Source organism: Paraburkholderia guartelaensis, from assembly GCF_004353905.1.
In the GTDB taxonomy this organism is placed as follows: domain Bacteria; phylum Pseudomonadota; class Gammaproteobacteria; order Burkholderiales; family Burkholderiaceae; genus Paraburkholderia; species Paraburkholderia guartelaensis.
Map to the genome: position 1 here is coordinate 62,728 of NZ_SMOD01000034.1, position 16,998 is coordinate 79,725.

Consider the following 16,998-nt stretch of genomic DNA (forward strand, 5'->3'; position numbering starts at 1 on the left):
TTCACTCTGTTCTCCTACGTTTATTTGTGTCTATGCGTATGTCTAGGACGGACGGAAATCCCCGAGCATCGCCACGAACATGTCGTTCCATGTGCGCGGCTTCGCCTTGATCGTGCCCACCATGTACAGAAAATCCACGTACTCCATCAACTGCTCGGGCCAGACGGAAAAGCGCGACTCCGGTGCGGAGAGCGTCTGCACCACGTGCTCGCGCGACGCGCCGAAGCCCGACGAATCGACATAGATCTGCGCCGCGGCCGCCTTGTCCTTCGCAATCATCCGGTTCGCCTCGTCGAGCGCGTGAAGGAACGCTTTTGCCAGCGCCGGCTCGGTGTCGACGAGGCGCTTGGGCGCGAACACCACGTCGAGCGTGAGCGGCCCGAGCACGTCGACCGAATTGACCACGCGGTGGATGCCCGGCTGCTGCAATTCGAGCGTCGAAAATGGCGGCGACGCGAAATGCGCGGTGATGCCGCCCTCGCGCCGGATCAACGATTGCATGGCCTGCGGATGCGGCAGACCGACGGTGATCGAATCGAGTTGCGCGAAGTGCTGCGGCCCGAGCAGCTTGCTCGCCACCATTTGCAGCACGACGGCCGAAAGCGAGGTGCGAATGCCTGGCACCGCAATGCGATCGGCGCTCGTGAAATCACGCAGCGTCGCGATCTGCGGCCGGTTCGTGTTGAGCGAGAGCGCCGTGGCCGAAAGGCCGCTGATGCCGATCACCTCGACGTTCGGTATGCCGCGCGCCCGCGCCCACAGTTCGATGAAGCCGGGCGCGCCCACGGCGGCGAAGTCGAGCGTGCCGGCCATCATGGCGTCGTCGACAGAATTGCCGCCGTCGAGCCTCACCCACTCCACGCTCACGTCCGCGAGCCCCTGGCGGGCCGCATGGCGCTCGAAGAGCCGCGCCTTTTCCATCACGAGCAGCGGCAGATACAGCAGGCCATAGCCCTTGGAAATGCGCACCGTGCGCGGCGTGGCCCTGACCCAGGCAGGCGCGAGCCCCGCGGCAACGGCAGCCGCGCCAAGCCCGGCCACAACGAGCGCGCGCCGACGCGGTGAAGGCCGCGGCAACTTCACGCGCATCTTGCCGTCTCCGTTGGTTCGTGTCGTAATCACGTCGCTCTATCTTCCATGGTTCGCGAGATTACCGGGCGAGTCTGAGAAAATGCTGAGAAACATACAGAGTAGACCTCGGGGAAAACCCGCAATCGCACCCATGAAGATTTTGGCAGGAACGGCATCATGCGCATTCTGGTGGTAGAGGACGACGCGGAAATCGGCGCGGCGGTCCGCAGCCGCCTCACGCGCCTCGGTCACGCGGTGGACCTCGAAGCAAACGGCGCCACGGCGAACAGCCTGCTTGGCGTGGAGCGCTTCGATCTGGTCGTGCTCGACGTGATGCTTCCCGCCATGGACGGCTTCGAGATTCTGCGCCATCTGCGTGCGGCGGGCTCGACCACGCCGGTGCTGCTCCTCACCGCACGCTCGGCCATCGACGATCGCGTGAGCGGCCTCGGCCTCGGCGCCGACGACTACCTCGTCAAGCCGTTCGACTATCGCGAACTCGAAGCGCGCGTGCAGGCGCTCCTGCGCCGCAACAGCGGGCACGCGAACGATGTGGTGAGGCTGGGCGGTCTCGCCATCGACCGCAGCAGCCGGCTTGCCGAACTCGACGGCAAACCGCTTTCGCTTTCGCGCCAGGAATTCGCACTGCTCGAAATCCTCGCCAGCCGTCCGCAACGCATCTTCCCGAAGGAAGAATTGCTGAATCAGTTGTTCAGCTACGGCAACGAGCCGACTGCGAACGCCGTCGAACAATACGTCACGCGTGTGCGCAAGAAGCTGCAGGGCAGCTCAGTCGAAATCCGCACGGCGCGCGGCATGGGATATCAAATTGCCGCGCTTTGACTGGTTCCCGAAAACGCTGCTCGGGCGCACGCTGCTCTTCATCGCGCTCGTCGTGGCTTCGGGCGCAGCGGCGCTCGCGGGCATCGCGCGCTATTACGCGGGCGTCGCTTCCGAGCGCGCCTACGATCAGCTGCTTGCGGGCGCAACCATCCAGGTCGCCGAGAACCTCTACGTGCAAGGCGGCGTGCTCGCGCTCAATCCGCCGGTGGCCGCGCTCTCCACGCTCTCGCGCTATGACGTCGTCTACTACAAAGTGGTCGACGCGCGCGGCCTCGTCGTCGCGGGTTATGGCGACCTTCCCGGTCCCGCCGATACGAAGAGCGCGATGAGCGCGCATCAGGGTCCGACATTCGCGAACGCCCGCTACCAGGGCGAGCGCGTGCGCACCGCGACCATCGGGCGCTACATGCCGGATGCGCGGCCGCCAGGCTGGGCCCTCGTCACCGTCGCGCAGACGACGCATGCCCGCCAGCAGCTCACGAACGACATGAGCCTCAAGGTCTGGACGCTCATTTTGCTGATGAGCGTGCTCGCCATCGGCGCGAGCGGCCTTGCGATCCGGCGCGGCCTGCGTCCGCTTGCGCAGATCGAGCAGATCATCGCCGCGCGCGACCCGGCCGATCTGCGGCCCGTGGCGCACGACACGCCGAGCGAAATCAACGCGCTGATCGGCGCCATCAACGGGCTGATCGGCCGCCTCGCGGAACGCATGACGGCCATGCAGCGCTTTATCGCCGACGCCGCGCACCAGATGCGTACGCCGATCGCGCGTCTCGACGCGCAGATCGAATTGCTCAGCACCGAGTCCGATCCCGCGCGCCACGCCGCGCGGCTCGAAGCATTGCGCGCCACCTGCTCGGACGTGGGCCGGCTCACCGGCCAGCTGCTCAATCACGCGATGGTGATTCATCGCACGGAAGTGGTCCCGCTGCAGCGCGTGGACCTCGCGAAGCTCGCCAGAGAAGTGCTGGGACGCACCATTCCGCTCGCCGACGAACGCGACGTGAAAGTGGCATTCGAAAGCAGCGCGCCGCAGGTCTGGATCGCGGGCGACCCCGTGAGCCTGCAGGAAGCGCTGTCGAACGTGCTGCACAACGCGCTGCTGCACGGCAAGGCGGACGATATTGTCGTCACCGTGAGCGCCTCGCAGGAGGCCGTCACGCTGACCGTGACCGACAACGGTCAAGGCATCGCGCGCGAACACTGGGACGCCGCGTTGCGTCCATTCGAGCGCATCGGCCAGGAAGGCGCGGAGCGCACGACCGGCTCCGGCCTTGGGCTCGCCATCGTGCAAGCGGTGATGAAGGCACACGGCGGGCGCGTGAACTTTGCGTTTCCCGCCGAGGGCGGGTTTGCCGTGGTGCTGACGTTTCCTCCTACTGAAGGCGAGACGCCTCCCGCTACGCCACTGTGAACGCCTCGCGAAAGCGTTGGAGCGCGAGTTCGTCGCCGCACGCGGTGCATCAGTGCCCTGATGGATGCGCCCGCGCATACATGCGCAATGCGAGCCAGCATACTCCAGCCCCAAGACCGCCCACCACGCCGCCGAAGCTGCCTAGCCACGACACGCCGAAGCCATTGGCAATATGGTTGCCGAGCAGCGCGCCCGCGCCGATCCCCACGTTGTAGAGGCCGGAATAAATCGAGACCGCGAGGTCCGCAGCTTCGGGCGCGAGCTTGAGCACCCATGCCTGCATGGCAAGGCCGAAGGAAACGATCGCGCCGCCCCACACCAGCGTGTGAACGGACAACGTGACGATGCTCAGCACGGCGGGAAACTGCACGAGCAGGCACACGCACAAGGCGATCACAGCCGCTTGCAGGAACTGCGCCGGATCGCGCGGATAAAGCCGATTGAAGAATACTGCCGCGGGAATGCCGGCACTGCCGAACAGGATCAGGATATAGGTGATGCGTTGACTGCTTTCGTGGCCCACGGCGTGAATGAAGGGCTCGATATACGTATACGACGTGAAGTGCGCGGTAACGACGAGTATCGTGAGCAGATAAAGCGAAGCCAGCATCGGCTTTCTGAACAGCACGGGCACGCTGCTGAACGAGCCCGTTTGCTGGCTCGGCAGCAACGGCAGCATCACGCGCAGCATGAGCAACGCGAACGCCGCCGCGCCCGCAATGACGAAGAAAGTCTGCCGCCAGCCCAGCGTCTCGCCAATCACGCGCCCAAGCGGTATGCCCGCCACCATGGCGATCGAGGTGCCCATGCCGAGCATGGCGAGCGCCCGGCTCTTGTTGCCGGGCGGCGCGAGCCTCACCACCAGCGAGACGGAGATCGACCAGAAGATGGCGTGCGCAAACGCAATGCCGATCCGGCCCACCATCAGCACTGTGAAATTCCAGGCCACACCGGTCACGATATGGCTGACGACGAAGAGCGCGAATATCCAGGTCAGCAGCTTGCGGCGTTCGACGTTGCGCGTCAGCAGCATCAAGGGCAGCGACGCCACGGCCACCGTCCACGCGTAGATCGTCAGCATGAGGCCGACGTCGGTCGGCTTCATGTGCAGGCTGTCGCCAATGGCGCTGAGCAACGCAACCGGCACGAATTCGGTCGTGTTGAAAATGAAGGCCGAAAGCGCCAATACGAGCACGCCCCACCAGGATTGGCCGGAAGAGACCGGTTCAGGCGTCGACATACGATAGATGCGGGGATCGATAAAGCGCGATTATCGCGTATCGCGCGGCATCCGATCCCTGAAGCGTACAGGGCCTCTTCCGGCCCCCGCCGCAAGCGGCGCGGGCCGAGTCCGCTCGTTTCACGGCTGCGGGTGCCTTCTTCGGGCACGCAGCCCGAACGCATACGCGAGCACAGCGGAAACGAGCAGCGTCGCGCTGACGAAATACAGCCCTAGCGAATAGTCGCCGCTCAAGTCGCGCAGCCGGCCGATCACCATCGGCCCGATCGTGCCGCCGATGAGGCTGCCCATCGCGTTGATGATCGCAATGCCCGCAGCGGCAGCGGAACCCGAGAGAAACTGCGTGGGCATGCTCCAGAGCGGCGGCTTCGCCGCGTTGATGCCGAAGTTCGCGATCGAGAGCCCAATGATCAGCACAATGGCGTTGGCGGCGTGTCCGGACATCAGCATGCCGATACCGGCCGCGAGACACGCAATCGCAACGTGCAGGCGGCGTTCGTTCGTGCGGTCCGAGTTGCGCGCCCAGAGCACCATCGTCACCACCGCGAACAGATTCGGAATCGCGTTCACGAGACCCAGTTCGAAGTAGCTGAAGCCGAAGTGGTGGATGATCATCGGCGCCCAGATGCCGATGGCGTAGAGCCCGGTCGACGTGCCCGCATAGACGAGCGCGAGCAGCAGCACGCGCGGGTCCTTCACGGCGCCCCACACGCTCGATTTGCTCTGCGCCGCCTTCGCTTCGCGTTCGCGCCGCATTTCGCCGCTCAGCCACTGCCGCTCGGCGGGCGCAAGCCATTGTGCGTCCTCGGGCCGGTCGGTCAGGTAGAAGTACGAAACGATGCCGAGCAGCACAGTCGGCGCGCCTTCGACGAGGAAAAGCCACTGCCAGCCGTGCAAATGCGCCACGCCCTCGAGGCTCATGAGCGCGCCCGAGATGGGCGAGCCGATCATGTTCGAGAGCGGCGCGGCGGTCATGAACATGGCCGTGACGAAGGCGCGATGGCGCGCGGGAAACCAGAAGCTCAGGTAGAGAATGATGCCGGGAAAGAAACCCGCTTCGGCAAGACCGAGCACGAAGCGCAGCGTATAGAAGCTGTACGGGCCCGTGACGAGCGCCGTGGCCGCGGAAAGCAGACCCCATGCAACCATCAGCAATGCGATCCATCTACGTGCGCCGACGCGCTGCAACGCGAGGTTGGACGGCATGCCGGCCGCAATATAGCCGACGAAGAAAATCCCCGCGCCAACGCCGAACATGGCCTGCGTGAGCCCGATGTCATGATTCATCGTGAGCCCGGCGAAGCCGACATTCACGCGATTCAGAAAGCTCAGGAAATACAGGACGATGATGAACGGCGTGATACGTCGTGAGACTTTGCGCACGACGCTGGGCTCCAGCGCGGCGGCGTCCTGCGGATGGACTGCGGCAATGTTCATGGGTGTCTCCGTATGGGCGCACTTGCCGCGCGTGGCAGCGAGTGCGCCCCTGTGCCGTTGCGTGCGTTGCACGAACGGTCTGGTTATGAATGAGGAGCTGACTGCGGGGTGATCAGCCGCGCTGCTGTTGCGCCGGAAGATCGATGCGGCACCACGGTTGCGCGGCCCAGTGTTTCGCCTCGAATGCGTCGATCGCTTCCTGTTGGCGCAGCGTCATGCCGATCATGTCGAGCCCTTCCACGAGCATCTGCTTCTGGCGCGGCGGCAGCGAGAACGCGTAGCGCTTGCCCGAAGGCGCGATCACGACTTCGTTTTCGACATCGATCGACACGTGCTTGTCGTCGCCGTTCGCCATTTCCGCGACCAGCGCCTCGACCTGTTCCGGCGGCAGCGTGACGAGGAGCAGGCGGTTGTTCGTCGAATTGAAGTAGAAGATCTCGCCATAGCTCGGCGCGATCACGGCTTCGAAACCCGCCTGCTGCAGGCCCCACACGGCGTGTTCGCGGCTCGATCCGCAGCCGAAGTTCGAGCCGCCGATCAGCACCTTCGCGCCACGATATTCGGCGCGATTGAGCACGAACGTCTCACGCGCGCGGCCGTCGGCATCGAAACGCAAGTCGTACAGCAGCCCGCGCGCGAGTCCCGATTTGTCGATGCCGAGCAGAAACTGCTTGGGCATGATCTGGTCGGTGTCGAGGTTGTTGACCGGCAGCGGCGCGGCAACGCCCGAGATCATGAACGGCTTAGCCATGTGCAAGCTCCTTGCGAATGTCGACGATGCGGCCCGCTATCGCGGCGGCAGCGGCCATCGCGGGGCTCATCAAATGTGTTTTGCTGTCGCGCCCCTGGCGCCCTTCGAAATTGCGGTTCGTCGTCGACGCACAGCGCTCACCGGGCGCGAGCACGTCATCGTTCATCGCGAGACACATCGAGCAGCCCGGCTGGCGCCACTCGAACCCCGCGTCGATCAGCACTTGCGCAATGCCTTCGCGCTCAGCCTGATCGCGCACCATGCCCGAGCCCGGCACGACCATCGCGCGCACCGTCGCGGCCACCTTGCGGCCGCGCACGACCTTGGCGACGGCGCGAAGATCCTCGATGCGCGCGTTCGTGCAGGAGCCGATGAACACGCGGTCGATGGGCGTACCCTCGATCGGCGCGCCTGCGGCAAGCCCGATGTAATCGAGCGACTTGTGCAGCGTCGCGGCGTCGAGACCCGCGCCTTCGGCTGCCTCGGGAATGCGGCCGTCCACCGGCACCGCCTGGTCCGGGCTCGTCCCCCATGTCACGTAAGGCGCGACGCGCGCGGCGTCGAAGCGATGCTCGATTTCGAATTGCGCGTCGTCATCGGAGCGCAGTTGCGACCACGCGTTGCACGCTGCGTCGAGCGTCTTCGCGTCAAGGTCGCGGACCTTGCCGGCCACGTAGTCGAGCGTCGTGCGGTCCGGCGCGATCAGCGCGGCGCGCGCGCCCGCCTCCACCGTCATGTTGCAGAGGGTCATGCGCGCCTCGGCGGTAAGCCCGGCGATCGCTGCGCCCGCATATTCGACGGCGTAGCCGCGCGCGCCCTGCGCGCCGATCTTCGCAATGATGTGCAGCACGAGATCCTTCGATGTCGTTCCCGGCGGCAGCACGCCGTCCACCACGATGCGCATGTCCTTCGCGACGCGATACACGAGCGTCTGCGTCGCCAATACGTGCTCGACTTCCGAAGTGCCGATGCCGAAGCCGAGCGCGCCCAGCGCGCCGTAAGTTGTCGTGTGGCTGTCGCCGCACAGCACGACCATGCCGGGGCGAATCAGACCGATCTCGGGCGCAACCACATGCTCGATGCCCTGCATGGGGTCGTGGATATCGAACAGATGAATGCCCTGCTCCACGCAGTTGCGCGTGAAGTTCGCGGCCTGCTTCGCGGCATCGACGATCTCGATCGTGCGCGCGGCCACGGGCACCGGCTTGCTGGGAATCACGTGATCGACCACGCCCATCTGCTGGCGCGGGCGCCGTACGCGCAGGCCCTTCTCACGCAGCCCCGCGAACGCTTGCGGGCTCGTGTACTCGTTCATGATGTGCAGATCGGCGTAGAGCAGAACGTGCTCGGCGTCGATGATCGATACGGTGTGCGAATCAACCAGTTTCCGGTAAAGCGTTTGTGAGGACATGATGAAGCCCGACTAAAAGTGACGAACGAACGGATCAGCGCTTAAGAAACGGCAGCACGCGTTCGAGGAGCAACTGGGGCGCTTCTTCCGCGAGGTAGTGGCCGCACGGTAGCGCCTCGCCGCTCACGCCGCCGTTCCAGCTACGCCACTCGGCTAGCGGATCGAAGCACTGGCCAACCGTGCCGTGCGCGCCCCACAACGCGAGGAACGGGCACTCGATGCGCTTGCCCGCCGCCAGATCCGCGCGGTCGTGTTCGAGGTCGATGGTGATCGAAGCCCGATAGTCCTCGCAGATGCCGTGTGCCGTCGCCGGGTCCGAGAGGCAGCGCAAATATTCCGCGTAGGCCTCGGGCGCGAATGGCGCGAGCCCTGCGCTGCGCGCGCCCATGGTCTGCTTCAGATACAGATCGGGGTCGGCGCGTATCAGCGTTTCCGGAAACGGCGCCGGGCGCACCAGAAAGAACCAGTGCCAGTAAGCGCGCGCGAATTCGAACGACGTCTGCTCGTACATCGCAACGGTTGGGGCGACGTCGAGCGTGATGAGCTGCGTAACCGCGTCCGGATGATCGATCGCCATGCGCGCGGCGACGCGTCCGCCGCGGTCATGTCCCATGACCGCGAACGACGGGAAGCCGAGGCCGCGCATGAGCGCCACCTGGTCGAGCGCCATGCGGCGCTTCGCGTAGTTGGCGTGGTCGGGCGTGCCCTGCGGTTTGCCGCTGTCGCCGTAGCCGCGCAGGTCGGCGGCAATTACCGTGAAATTCTCCGCGAGCGTTGGCGCCACCTTGTGCCAGATGGCGTGCGTTTGCGGGTGACCGTGCAGGAGCAGCAGCGCGGGGCCGCGTCCGCCCTTGATTGCGTGAATGCGAACGCCTTCGATGTCTGCTGAAGCGTCTGTGAAACCGTCGAACATGCTTGTCTCCCGAGGTTGCATGCAGTCTAATTGATGCCTTCAGCGATTGGGTTTCCGCAAAAGCAATCCGGTCGTAACTTCCAGGAACGAATCACGTAAGGCAACGGGAGCGGGCAATGGACGCGTTTTCCGATCTGAATCTCTTCGCACTCGTGGCGCGCAACCGCAATCTGGCGGCGGCGGCACGCGAGCTGGGGGTCACGCCGCCCGCCGTGAGCAAGCGGCTCGCGCAACTGGAGCAGCGCCTTGGCGTGCGGCTCGTGAACCGCACCACGCGGCGTCTGTCTCTCACGCCGGAAGGCGAGCTTTATCTCGCGAACGGCTCGCGCATCCTCGACGAACTCTCGGAACTGGAGCAACTCGTCACGCGCAGCCGCGGCGAACCGGCCGGCCTGCTGCGCGTGAACGCGTCGTTTGGTTTTGGCCGCGCGCATGTCGCGCCGGCGGTGTCCGCTTACGTCGAGCGATTTCCGTCGATGAAAATCCAGCTGCAATTGACGGAGCGGCCACTCAGTCTTCAGGAAGAAGGCTTCGATCTCGGCATCCGCTTCGGCGAGGTGCCCGACGCGCGCATCAACGCGCGGTTGCTGCTGAAGAACCGGCGCATCGTGTGTGCGTCGCCGGCGTATTTGAAGCAGCACGGCAAGCCGTCGGCGCCGCACGATCTGACGCGCCACGCCTGCATCGTGCTGCGCGAAAACGACTCGGCATACGGAACCTGGCACTTCTCGCGCGGCAAGCGCACGGAAACCGTGAAGGTCGACGGCGCGCTGTCGAGCAACGACGGCAGCACCGTGCTGCGCTGGGCGCTCGACGGTCGCGGCATCGTCGTGCGTTCGCAGTGGGAAATCGGCGAGGCGATCGAGCGCGGCGCACTCGTGCCGCTGCTTGCGGATTGGGCGCTGCCGAACGCCGATATCCACGCGATCTATCTCGAGCGCAACAAGCTCTCCGCGAAGCTGCGCAGTTTTGTCGATTTTCTCGGCGACTATCTGCGCGATGCGGTCGGCGCGGAAGTCGCCTAGCCGCGCGACGGCGAGGCTGAAGCTCACAAGCCGTCTGCATACATCCGCAACGCCGGGCGGGTTTCAGGCCGCACAGCTTCGCGTCATCGCTCAGGCGTTCTCTCTATACTGACCCGCGTGCCGCCTGCCCCTTTCCGTGACGTGCAGGCGCCGGCACGTTCCACCCGCATTGCCCATCCCTGGACGCCGCCACGAACCCCGCGCGAAGCGCAACCGCGCGCGCTGACGCGCCGGCGTCTGCCTGCTTTGTGATGCTGTAAAAGAAACTGGAGAGTTTCCATGAGCACCTTCACCACCCGCGATGGCACGTCGATCTACTACAAGGACTGGGGCAGCGGGAAGCCCGTCGTGTTCTCCCACGGCTGGCCGCTTACCGCCGATGCCTGGGACGCTCAAATGCTCTTTCTCGTGCAAAACGGCTTTCGCACGATCGCGCACGACCGCCGCGGCCACGGCCGCTCCGATCAGCCCGCCAAGGGCAACGACATGGACACCTGGGCCGACGATCTCGCCGACCTGCTCGACAAACTCGACGTGCAGGACGCCACGCTCGTCGGCCACTCCACGGGTGGCGGCGAAGTCGCGCACTACATCGGCCGCCACGGCACGAAGCGCGTCTCGGGCGCGGTGCTGATCGGCGCGGTGCCGCCCATCATGATCAAGAGCGAGAAAAATCCGGGCGGCCTGCCCAAGGATGTGTTCGACGGCATCCGCAAGGGCGTGATCGACGACCGCTCGCAGTTCTTCAAGGGTTATGCTAGTGACGCAAATGCAATATATCGGGTTCGGGGGTGCTCATCCTGCGCAGCGCGCCGCTCTATTTTTGACCTTTCGTTTGCCATGTTGCTAGTTCATATATATAACAAGAGGAGTGCTCTTCAGGAGTGACTTTCATGGGACCGTGGACAACCGACGACATCCGGAAAGCCCGAGGCGTCTCCTACTCTGCAGTGCTAAATTATTTGGGGGCACATCACAAGCGCGACCCGAGTTATGAGCCACTGGACAGGTCGAGCAAAAGCGTCCGCGTAAATGTGAACTTCGAGGGGAGAGAGTTCCGCTTCATTTTGACTGGCGAAAAATGGTTCAACGAACTAGCGGCCAATACGCCAGGTCGTGGTGGCGGCGGAACGATTGACTTTGTCAGGCATCTGACCGGAACGAATTTCGTCCACGCGGTAAAAATCTGCCTCGAAGCACAAATCGACGAAACCGACACTGCAGGACGATCGGTTCAACGATAGGGGAAAGAAATGTTGCGGCGCGAAATCGCTCGGCACCACACCGTCGCATATTCAAATGTAAAGCGGCCCGGCTATACCGACCGCAAGATTCACGTCCTGTACGTGTTGAATGGTGTGTCGTGTCAACCGACTCCGGTCGTCCAGCTTATTGAGTACTGCTATGAGAAAGGCAGGACGCGATCCCTTTCGTGGCAAAAGGAGGTGACCCGCGCGGCGGGCCTGTTTGTTGACTTCCTGAAAGCTAACGCCGCACATTTTCGTGATGCTGCAGAGCGTCCGCTAGTTTTCGAAGCGTTCGCAGACGCCCTTGTCGGCGGAACGATCGAACTCGGGGGAGATGACCCGACCGGATTGTGGTGGGAACCCAAGACCACAGCCCGCGCGACGATGTTGCTCAGACAAATAACGAACTTATCAGACTGGTTGGTCACGCGTTACAGCGCAAAGGCGTTGAACCCCTGGACTACTGCTTCATGGGCAGAACAGATAGCCTACTGGCGCAGATTTGATCGACGACATGCGGCGGCATTGCTCGCGCACACCGCATATCGCGAAGCCGTTACGGAACGTGCGAAGGCATCACGAACTGTCAAGATCCCGCGGAAGAACACCAGCAGCTTCAGCGCGCCGGTCAAATGTTTTCCCGAAGAGCGAATTTGGGATTTGCTATTCGAAGGTTTCGTCATCCCAGGAAAAGCCAAGTCACCCCACTTCCATGAGCGTTACAACGTACGCGACATGTTAGTCACCGTGCTCCTTCACGGTGGCGGATTACGAGAATCGGAGCCGTTTCATCTTTTCGTTTCCGATGTACTCATTTCGGGCGACTCAATGGTGCCGCATGTGCGCCTATATCACCCTGAGCAAGGGAAGGCGCCATTAGACTATCTTGACCCGATCACCGGCAGGCCACGTGTGGCCGAAAGGGAAGAATATTTGAGGGTCAACTACGGTCTTCAACCCCGAAATCTGGTTGAGGGTCGTTTTCACGCGGGATGGAAGGACCTGCATCTATCTGATGAGCGCGACAAGTTCGCTAAGGTCCATTGGTTTCCTTCGTACTGGGGAGATCTGTTCCTTGCCTTATTTCGGATCTATATCGCCAGTTGTCGGTCTAGGCATAGTCGACACCCTTATCTGTTAGTCAGCGGCAAGGGTGAATATCGCGGCGAGCCGTATACGGTGGACTCTTATCGACAGAGTCACGCTCGTGCCGTCAAGCGAATTGGTTTGACGCCGGCGAAGGCGCTCGGGACGACGCCACACGGTCATCGCCACGCCTTCGGGCAAAGACTTTCGGACAATGATGTACCACAGTTGATTATCCAGAGGGTGATGCATCATAAATCCCGGCGTTCTCAGGAAGTCTATACGGCGCCTTCGGACGCGAAAGTGGACGCTGCTCTCCGAGACGCACAGACAAAGCTATCTGGATTGCCTGCGTCAATTTTCGATCAGATCGAAGGAGCGTACTGAGTTATGAAATATGCTTTCAGTGAGGTTGGGAAGTTCACCGAATTTAAATCCGAAATAACTGGCCACATTCTATTCGTCAGCCATTCTGACGATAAGTTTCAAATTCCTACTCATCCTGATTTTGAACGCATCAATGCTATTGGCGTTGCGCAACAAAAGCACTGGGAGTCACTCACCGAAAGCCGAGAACCGAAGGCTGAACTGAGAGAATCGCTTTGCGCTTTTTCAAATATTTCTACAGTTTCCGAATACCAAGCTGCGCTCGACGAACTGCTTACGGTAACCATGGAGGTAGAGAATCTTTCAAAAACGCGAAAAAGACTGAAAGGTGCCAAAACCCGTACACTCGACCTTTTGCTTGCACTCTGGTCAGCCGACCAATTAGCGTGGCCGACAAAGCTACCCTTTGATTCAAAGGCCCTCTATCAATACAACGAGTTCACGCTCGCCCATCATTTCGCCTGGTTCAATGAGATCAAGCAGGCAAGTCCAAGTAAATCCGATACCGTCAAGAATCGCAGCGCCACCGTGATCCTTCGAAGCTGCACGACCACTTTAGGAATCAAAGAGATTGGCGATTTAACCAACGATAGCCTTTCCATGAAACGATGGGAAGGTACAAAAAAAATCTTCTACGGAGCGGTCAAATGTGTGCTTTTTATCCAGAAGAATCAGTATGGCCGCGCATCTGCTTTTCCTAGCGCGAGGTGGACACGGCATCTCTCTGGAGAGGTTGTCGACAATAAGTTTCTTTGGGCGATAGAAGAGAATTCTGACATGTCGCCATGGGCCTCTCTTCTCGAAAAATGGATTGAAAAAGCAAAGCGAAATCTTATTCACCGAAGAACCGCAAGTACGCATTTTTTGCGGTATCTGCTAGAGCAATCTGAGAACATTCCGAGCCCTGCACAGTTCTGCCGCCGCGACTATAGCCCGTGTAAGTCTTTCAAGTCGTGGATTGACGAGAAAGCGGAAATCGGATCTGACCGTTATCGAGCGAATGTCGTTAACCATGTAGCTGACATTTTCGATTGGTTTATCCTAGAGAAGCTCACCCTTGAAGACGACTTCGGTCACCCCGTTGTATCTCCAGAGCATTACAATCCCATCCCGAGGCAAGCATCTGGCGGCAACCCAAACCAGACCCATCGGGAAGCCATGCCTATCCGTTACATCAACGAACTCGTCTCAATTCTTACTGAAGACGACATGGCCTGGCCAAAACGGCAGCTTACAGATTACTTTGCATTCTATAACAAGGCAGAGAAGAGGTGGGAACGAGTGTGGTCACCGGTTCGCGCAATCTTGCTACTGGTCAAACTGCAACTCCCGCTTCGAACGTTCCAAGTCAGAGTCCTAGACTCCGGTGAGTGCGACACCGAGATTTATCGCAATGGTCAATGGATAGGAAATGACGGACCACTGGCTCCCGATTCATCGTCAGTGCCAATTCGGCGGGGGTTTCTGCGTCGTTTCGATGATCGAAAGGTATTGAGGACGTTCACCGGATTCTTTATTAACACGAACAAAACTGCCGACCAGTTTCGAGAGGTCCAAGATCGCGGTTATGAGATTCCTTGGCAAAATGAGCAGGTAATCGCCTGGGCCCAGCAAATTCGAGACTGGCAGGAGAAGTACAACCCCATAGAAGCGCCCATAAACTGGGAGGATGTCAACGAAGTCGAGTTCCAATCTCGGTTTACTAAAGAGGCACTCGCCGAGCATGGAGAAGCCGCTTTTTTGTTCCGCGATCCGTGTGCAGCTGATCCCCGGTACCCGATCCGGAGTTCACGGTTAAGCTCTCTTTGGAACATTCTCATGGACGAACTAGAGCGGCGCGTCGCTGAGCGTGGTGAGCGGCTTCTCAACGGAGAGGTGATTCGTTTCGTAAAGACACGGGATGTCTACGGTAGAGCCGGCTCCCCGATCTACGATTTACATACCCTTCGGGTATCCTTACTAACGGCATACGTCACTGAAGGAGGCGTACCTATAGAAATACTTTCCAAGTGCATTGCAGGGCACGCTTCTCTGGTCATGACGCTCTATTACATTAAGACAGGACCAGCATATATCACCGAACAGCTGGCTATGGCACAAGAAAAGATCGCAAAAAAAGAAAAAGAAAACTTCGTCCGGTTCTTGCTTGACTCAAAGATCGAAGAAGTGAAAGAGTATGCTGCGTTCTTGGATAGCTCAGCTGTCGAATCACTAGTTGCCACAGAGCCCGGAGCATGGGTGATCAGCGATAAGGGCATTTGTCCCGTCGGCGGGAATCGATGCTCAATCGGCGGGGTCAAGGTGACGACTGTAAAAGGGAACGTGTCTGACTATGCCCCTGTTCCTGGCGGTGCAAAGAACTGCGTTCGATGTCGTTTTTTCATCACCGGCCCCGCGTTTCTCGGAGGGTTAGTCGCACACTTTAATGCGATTGGTTATAGATTGATGGAAGCATCGAAGAAGTTTAGAGAGCAATCTGACGCGATCAAACGCATTGAGAATCAACTTCTCGAAGCAGGCCGACAGGCAGACTCCCCATTCGACGGTACACAACTTGACCTGGCCTATGAGCGCTGCGATCAGCTTATGAAACAAGTCGATGATATTGCGGCCAGTTGGCACGACACCTACAAGCTTATTGAACGATGCAAATCAATCATGGCATCGACGAACGCCTCAAATGGGCTCAATCTTGTGTTGGCCGGGAGCAAGGCCGACCTAGATGTGGCGATCGAGTTGACTTCGGACTTCGACCTGATCAACTCTGTTTGTCAAGTCGCTAACGTGTACCCAGCCGAGGACTCCTCCATGGCGAACCTTCGACGCTCAAAAATTCTTGATGCCATGCTATCAACGAATTCGTGCCGGCCGGTCTTTGCCGAACTTTCCGATGACGAGTCGCTCCGCGTTGGCAACGAATTTGTGACGTTTTTACAGAGACGCGTAGGAAGACCCGATGCGGGAGCGTTAATAGAGGGGCGGCACATGCTCGAAGACTCTGGTCTGAAAAAAGAATTGACCTCGTACCTGGAAGAGCTGTCTGGGAAGCGCGTTGCGTTTTCTGACGTACTCGCCAGGGACAACCGTCGCAACACGCGAAAAATTCTACCAGGCTCGCAGATATGAACGTAACAGTCAGCGACTTACTCGAGAGCATGTGTCTCGATTCAAGTCCGCGCACGGAAAGGTCTCTTCGGCTGATCTATCTGATCTGCGAAGAACAGCACGAGCGCGGAAGCCGGGATTTTTCGGTGGCAACGATTGGCCGGTTATCCGCAGAGCGAAATGGTCCGAGTGCCGCCGCTATACGGAATAGGACGGGCGAGCAATATCGCGCATTGATGAAAGCCTACGCTAACAGCGTGGGGGGACGGAGCCGGAAGAGCGTCACGTCCAAGCCTGACCGTGCGGACGAGATCCTGGAGGGGATTCCAGACCCTGTCCTTCGAATCAGAATCAATTTGATGCTAGCAGACATCGAATCGTTACGTGCGCAGTTGTTGGCCGCTCGCCACCTAGCAAACACGACCAGTACGGTCCGGATAGAGTCAGCCCATGCAGCTCCGCCCAACGTGGGACCTCATAGGAGTGATCCAGGTTTAAGTATGATTGAGGTGCGCGCACTAAAGGCCGCATTGTCGGATCGAACGCTTGAGCACTGGGGATGGACGCTCGACCAAGAAGGGAGAGTATGCAGCGAAACCGGACAAGTCGTATTCCAAGCCGGATTCGCTACAGCTATCACGAAAATCTTGGCTCTTTGCAACAAAAGCGATTAGACCTAGATACATTGGGGGATGGCACCGAAAGCGGCCTACACATGAAGATCTCCTAAGTGATCGATTCCGAAATTTGAAGTCGATTGACAGGACTTTAGAGGTGGTGCCGCTTGTTCGGACAGGGTCCCGCGATTTTTAAGTGGAACGTCCGGGGCGATCATGCTGCCGATTTGATCGCTGGCAGCGTCGCGAAGTATGCCTCATCGGGCGTCTGATCCGCCAGACTCGAATGAGGACGTTTGCGGTTGTACAGCTCAATGTATTGGCCAATGGAGCGCCGGGCGTGGCTGACCGACTCGTAGGCTCTCAAATAAATCTCTTCGTACTTGATGCTGCGCCACACGCGCTCGACAAACACGTTGTCGCGCCAGGCGCCTTTGCCGTCCATCGACAG

General features: G+C 60.5%; 14 protein-coding genes and 1 pseudogene. 8 read left to right on the plus strand and 7 right to left on the minus strand.

Features of this window, described 5'->3' with window-relative positions; all coding sequences use genetic code 11:
- Window positions 1–42: 42 nt before the first annotated feature.
- A complete protein-coding gene (locus tag E1N52_RS32405; protein ID WP_133187600.1) occupies window positions 43–1,089 on the minus strand; it encodes an ABC transporter substrate-binding protein in 1,047 nt (348 codons plus the stop codon).
- 159 nt (window positions 1,090–1,248) lie between these two features.
- Between E1N52_RS32405 and E1N52_RS32410 the strand changes: the two genes are divergently transcribed.
- Window positions 1,249–1,914 carry a response regulator transcription factor gene (locus E1N52_RS32410; protein WP_133187570.1) on the plus strand — a complete coding sequence of 222 codons (666 nt, stop codon included), beginning with the start codon at window positions 1,249–1,251 and terminating at the stop codon, window positions 1,912–1,914.
- On the plus strand, window positions 1,901–3,328 hold the full coding sequence (locus tag E1N52_RS32415) for a sensor histidine kinase (RefSeq protein ID WP_133187572.1): 1,428 nt from the start codon (window positions 1,901–1,903) through the stop codon (window positions 3,326–3,328). Before E1N52_RS32410 ends, E1N52_RS32415 begins: the two co-directional genes overlap by 14 nt.
- A gap of 49 nt (window positions 3,329–3,377) precedes the next feature.
- On the opposite strand, the gene E1N52_RS32420 is transcribed toward E1N52_RS32415, so the two are convergent.
- The 5 genes from E1N52_RS32420 to E1N52_RS32440 all read right to left on the minus strand — a co-directional run bounded on the left by E1N52_RS32420 (window position 3,378) and on the right by E1N52_RS32440 (window position 9,080).
- Complete coding sequence (locus tag E1N52_RS32420) at window positions 3,378–4,568, minus strand: sugar transporter (protein ID WP_133187574.1); 1,191 nt, start codon at window positions 4,566–4,568, stop codon at window positions 3,378–3,380.
- Between the two features lie 120 nt (window positions 4,569–4,688).
- Window positions 4,689–6,005 carry an MFS transporter gene (locus tag E1N52_RS32425; RefSeq protein WP_133187576.1) on the minus strand — a complete coding sequence of 439 codons (1,317 nt, stop codon included), beginning with the start codon at window positions 6,003–6,005 and terminating at the stop codon, window positions 4,689–4,691.
- A 112-nt stretch (window positions 6,006–6,117) separates the two neighbouring features.
- Window positions 6,118–6,756, minus strand: a complete 639-nt coding sequence (leuD, locus tag E1N52_RS32430) for a 3-isopropylmalate dehydratase small subunit (protein ID WP_133187578.1) — start codon at window positions 6,754–6,756, stop codon at window positions 6,118–6,120.
- On the minus strand, window positions 6,749–8,167 hold the full coding sequence (gene leuC, locus E1N52_RS32435) for a 3-isopropylmalate dehydratase large subunit (RefSeq protein ID WP_133187580.1): 1,419 nt from the start codon (window positions 8,165–8,167) through the stop codon (window positions 6,749–6,751). The genes leuD and leuC overlap by 8 nt, the downstream gene beginning before the upstream one ends.
- Before the next feature lie 34 nt (window positions 8,168–8,201).
- Window positions 8,202–9,080: an alpha/beta fold hydrolase gene (locus E1N52_RS32440; protein WP_133187582.1), complete on the minus strand. Its 879-nt coding sequence runs from the start codon at window positions 9,078–9,080 to the stop codon at window positions 8,202–8,204.
- Between the two features lie 116 nt (window positions 9,081–9,196).
- Between E1N52_RS32440 and E1N52_RS32445 the strand changes: the two genes are divergently transcribed.
- The 6 genes and pseudogenes from E1N52_RS32445 to gmtX all read left to right on the plus strand — a co-directional run bounded on the left by E1N52_RS32445 (window position 9,197) and on the right by gmtX (window position 16,604).
- Window positions 9,197–10,105, plus strand: a complete 909-nt coding sequence (locus tag E1N52_RS32445) for a LysR family transcriptional regulator (protein WP_133187584.1) — start codon at window positions 9,197–9,199, stop codon at window positions 10,103–10,105.
- A 279-nt stretch (window positions 10,106–10,384) separates the two neighbouring features.
- Window positions 10,385–10,867 (plus strand): annotated as a pseudogene (locus E1N52_RS32450) (alpha/beta fold hydrolase); the annotation flags it as partial.
- Between the two features lie 131 nt (window positions 10,868–10,998).
- The gene (locus E1N52_RS32455) at window positions 10,999–11,349 is read left to right on the plus strand and encodes a hypothetical protein (protein ID WP_133187586.1); all 351 of its coding nucleotides are present in this window, start codon (window positions 10,999–11,001) and stop codon (window positions 11,347–11,349) included.
- 9 nt (window positions 11,350–11,358) lie between these two features.
- Window positions 11,359–12,825 carry a gamma-mobile-trio recombinase GmtY gene (gene gmtY, locus E1N52_RS32460; RefSeq protein WP_133187588.1) on the plus strand — a complete coding sequence of 489 codons (1,467 nt, stop codon included), beginning with the start codon at window positions 11,359–11,361 and terminating at the stop codon, window positions 12,823–12,825.
- 3 nt (window positions 12,826–12,828) lie between these two features.
- Window positions 12,829–15,951 (plus strand): gamma-mobile-trio integrase GmtZ, encoded by a 3,123-nt coding sequence (gene gmtZ / locus E1N52_RS32465; protein ID WP_133187590.1) that lies wholly within the window; start codon window positions 12,829–12,831, stop codon window positions 15,949–15,951.
- 29 nt (window positions 15,952–15,980) lie between these two features.
- The gene (gene gmtX, locus E1N52_RS45565) at window positions 15,981–16,604 is read left to right on the plus strand and encodes a gamma-mobile-trio protein GmtX (protein WP_425468175.1); all 624 of its coding nucleotides are present in this window, start codon (window positions 15,981–15,983) and stop codon (window positions 16,602–16,604) included.
- 157 nt (window positions 16,605–16,761) lie between these two features.
- Here gmtX and E1N52_RS32470 read toward each other — a convergent pair.
- Window positions 16,762–16,998, minus strand: a 237-nt coding sequence (locus tag E1N52_RS32470) for an integrase core domain-containing protein (protein ID WP_133187464.1), incomplete at its 5' end; no start/stop codon positions are given.

Bases quoted from the DNA above. Each gene is read 5' to 3' on its own strand.
- E1N52_RS32405 (WP_133187600.1), bottom strand. From the start codon at position 1,089: ATGCGCGTGAAGTTGCCGCGGCCTTCACCGCGTCGGCGCGCGCTCGTT.
- E1N52_RS32410 (WP_133187570.1), top strand. From the start codon at position 1,249: ATGCGCATTCTGGTGGTAGAGGACGACGCGGAAATCGGCGCGGCGGTC.
- E1N52_RS32420 (WP_133187574.1), bottom strand. From the start codon at position 4,568: ATGTCGACGCCTGAACCGGTCTCTTCCGGCCAATCCTGGTGGGGCGTG.
- E1N52_RS32425 (WP_133187576.1), bottom strand. From the start codon at position 6,005: ATGAACATTGCCGCAGTCCATCCGCAGGACGCCGCCGCGCTGGAGCCC.
- leuD (WP_133187578.1), bottom strand. From the start codon at position 6,756: ATGGCTAAGCCGTTCATGATCTCGGGCGTTGCCGCGCCGCTGCCGGTC.
- leuC (WP_133187580.1), bottom strand. From the start codon at position 8,167: ATGTCCTCACAAACGCTTTACCGGAAACTGGTTGATTCGCACACCGTA.
- E1N52_RS32440 (WP_133187582.1), bottom strand. From the start codon at position 9,080: ATGTTCGACGGTTTCACAGACGCTTCAGCAGACATCGAAGGCGTTCGC.
- E1N52_RS32445 (WP_133187584.1), top strand. From the start codon at position 9,197: ATGGACGCGTTTTCCGATCTGAATCTCTTCGCACTCGTGGCGCGCAAC.
- E1N52_RS32455 (WP_133187586.1), top strand. From the start codon at position 10,999: ATGGGACCGTGGACAACCGACGACATCCGGAAAGCCCGAGGCGTCTCC.
- gmtY (WP_133187588.1), top strand. From the start codon at position 11,359: ATGTTGCGGCGCGAAATCGCTCGGCACCACACCGTCGCATATTCAAAT.
- gmtZ (WP_133187590.1), top strand. From the start codon at position 12,829: ATGAAATATGCTTTCAGTGAGGTTGGGAAGTTCACCGAATTTAAATCC.
- gmtX (WP_425468175.1), top strand. From the start codon at position 15,981: ATGTGTCTCGATTCAAGTCCGCGCACGGAAAGGTCTCTTCGGCTGATC.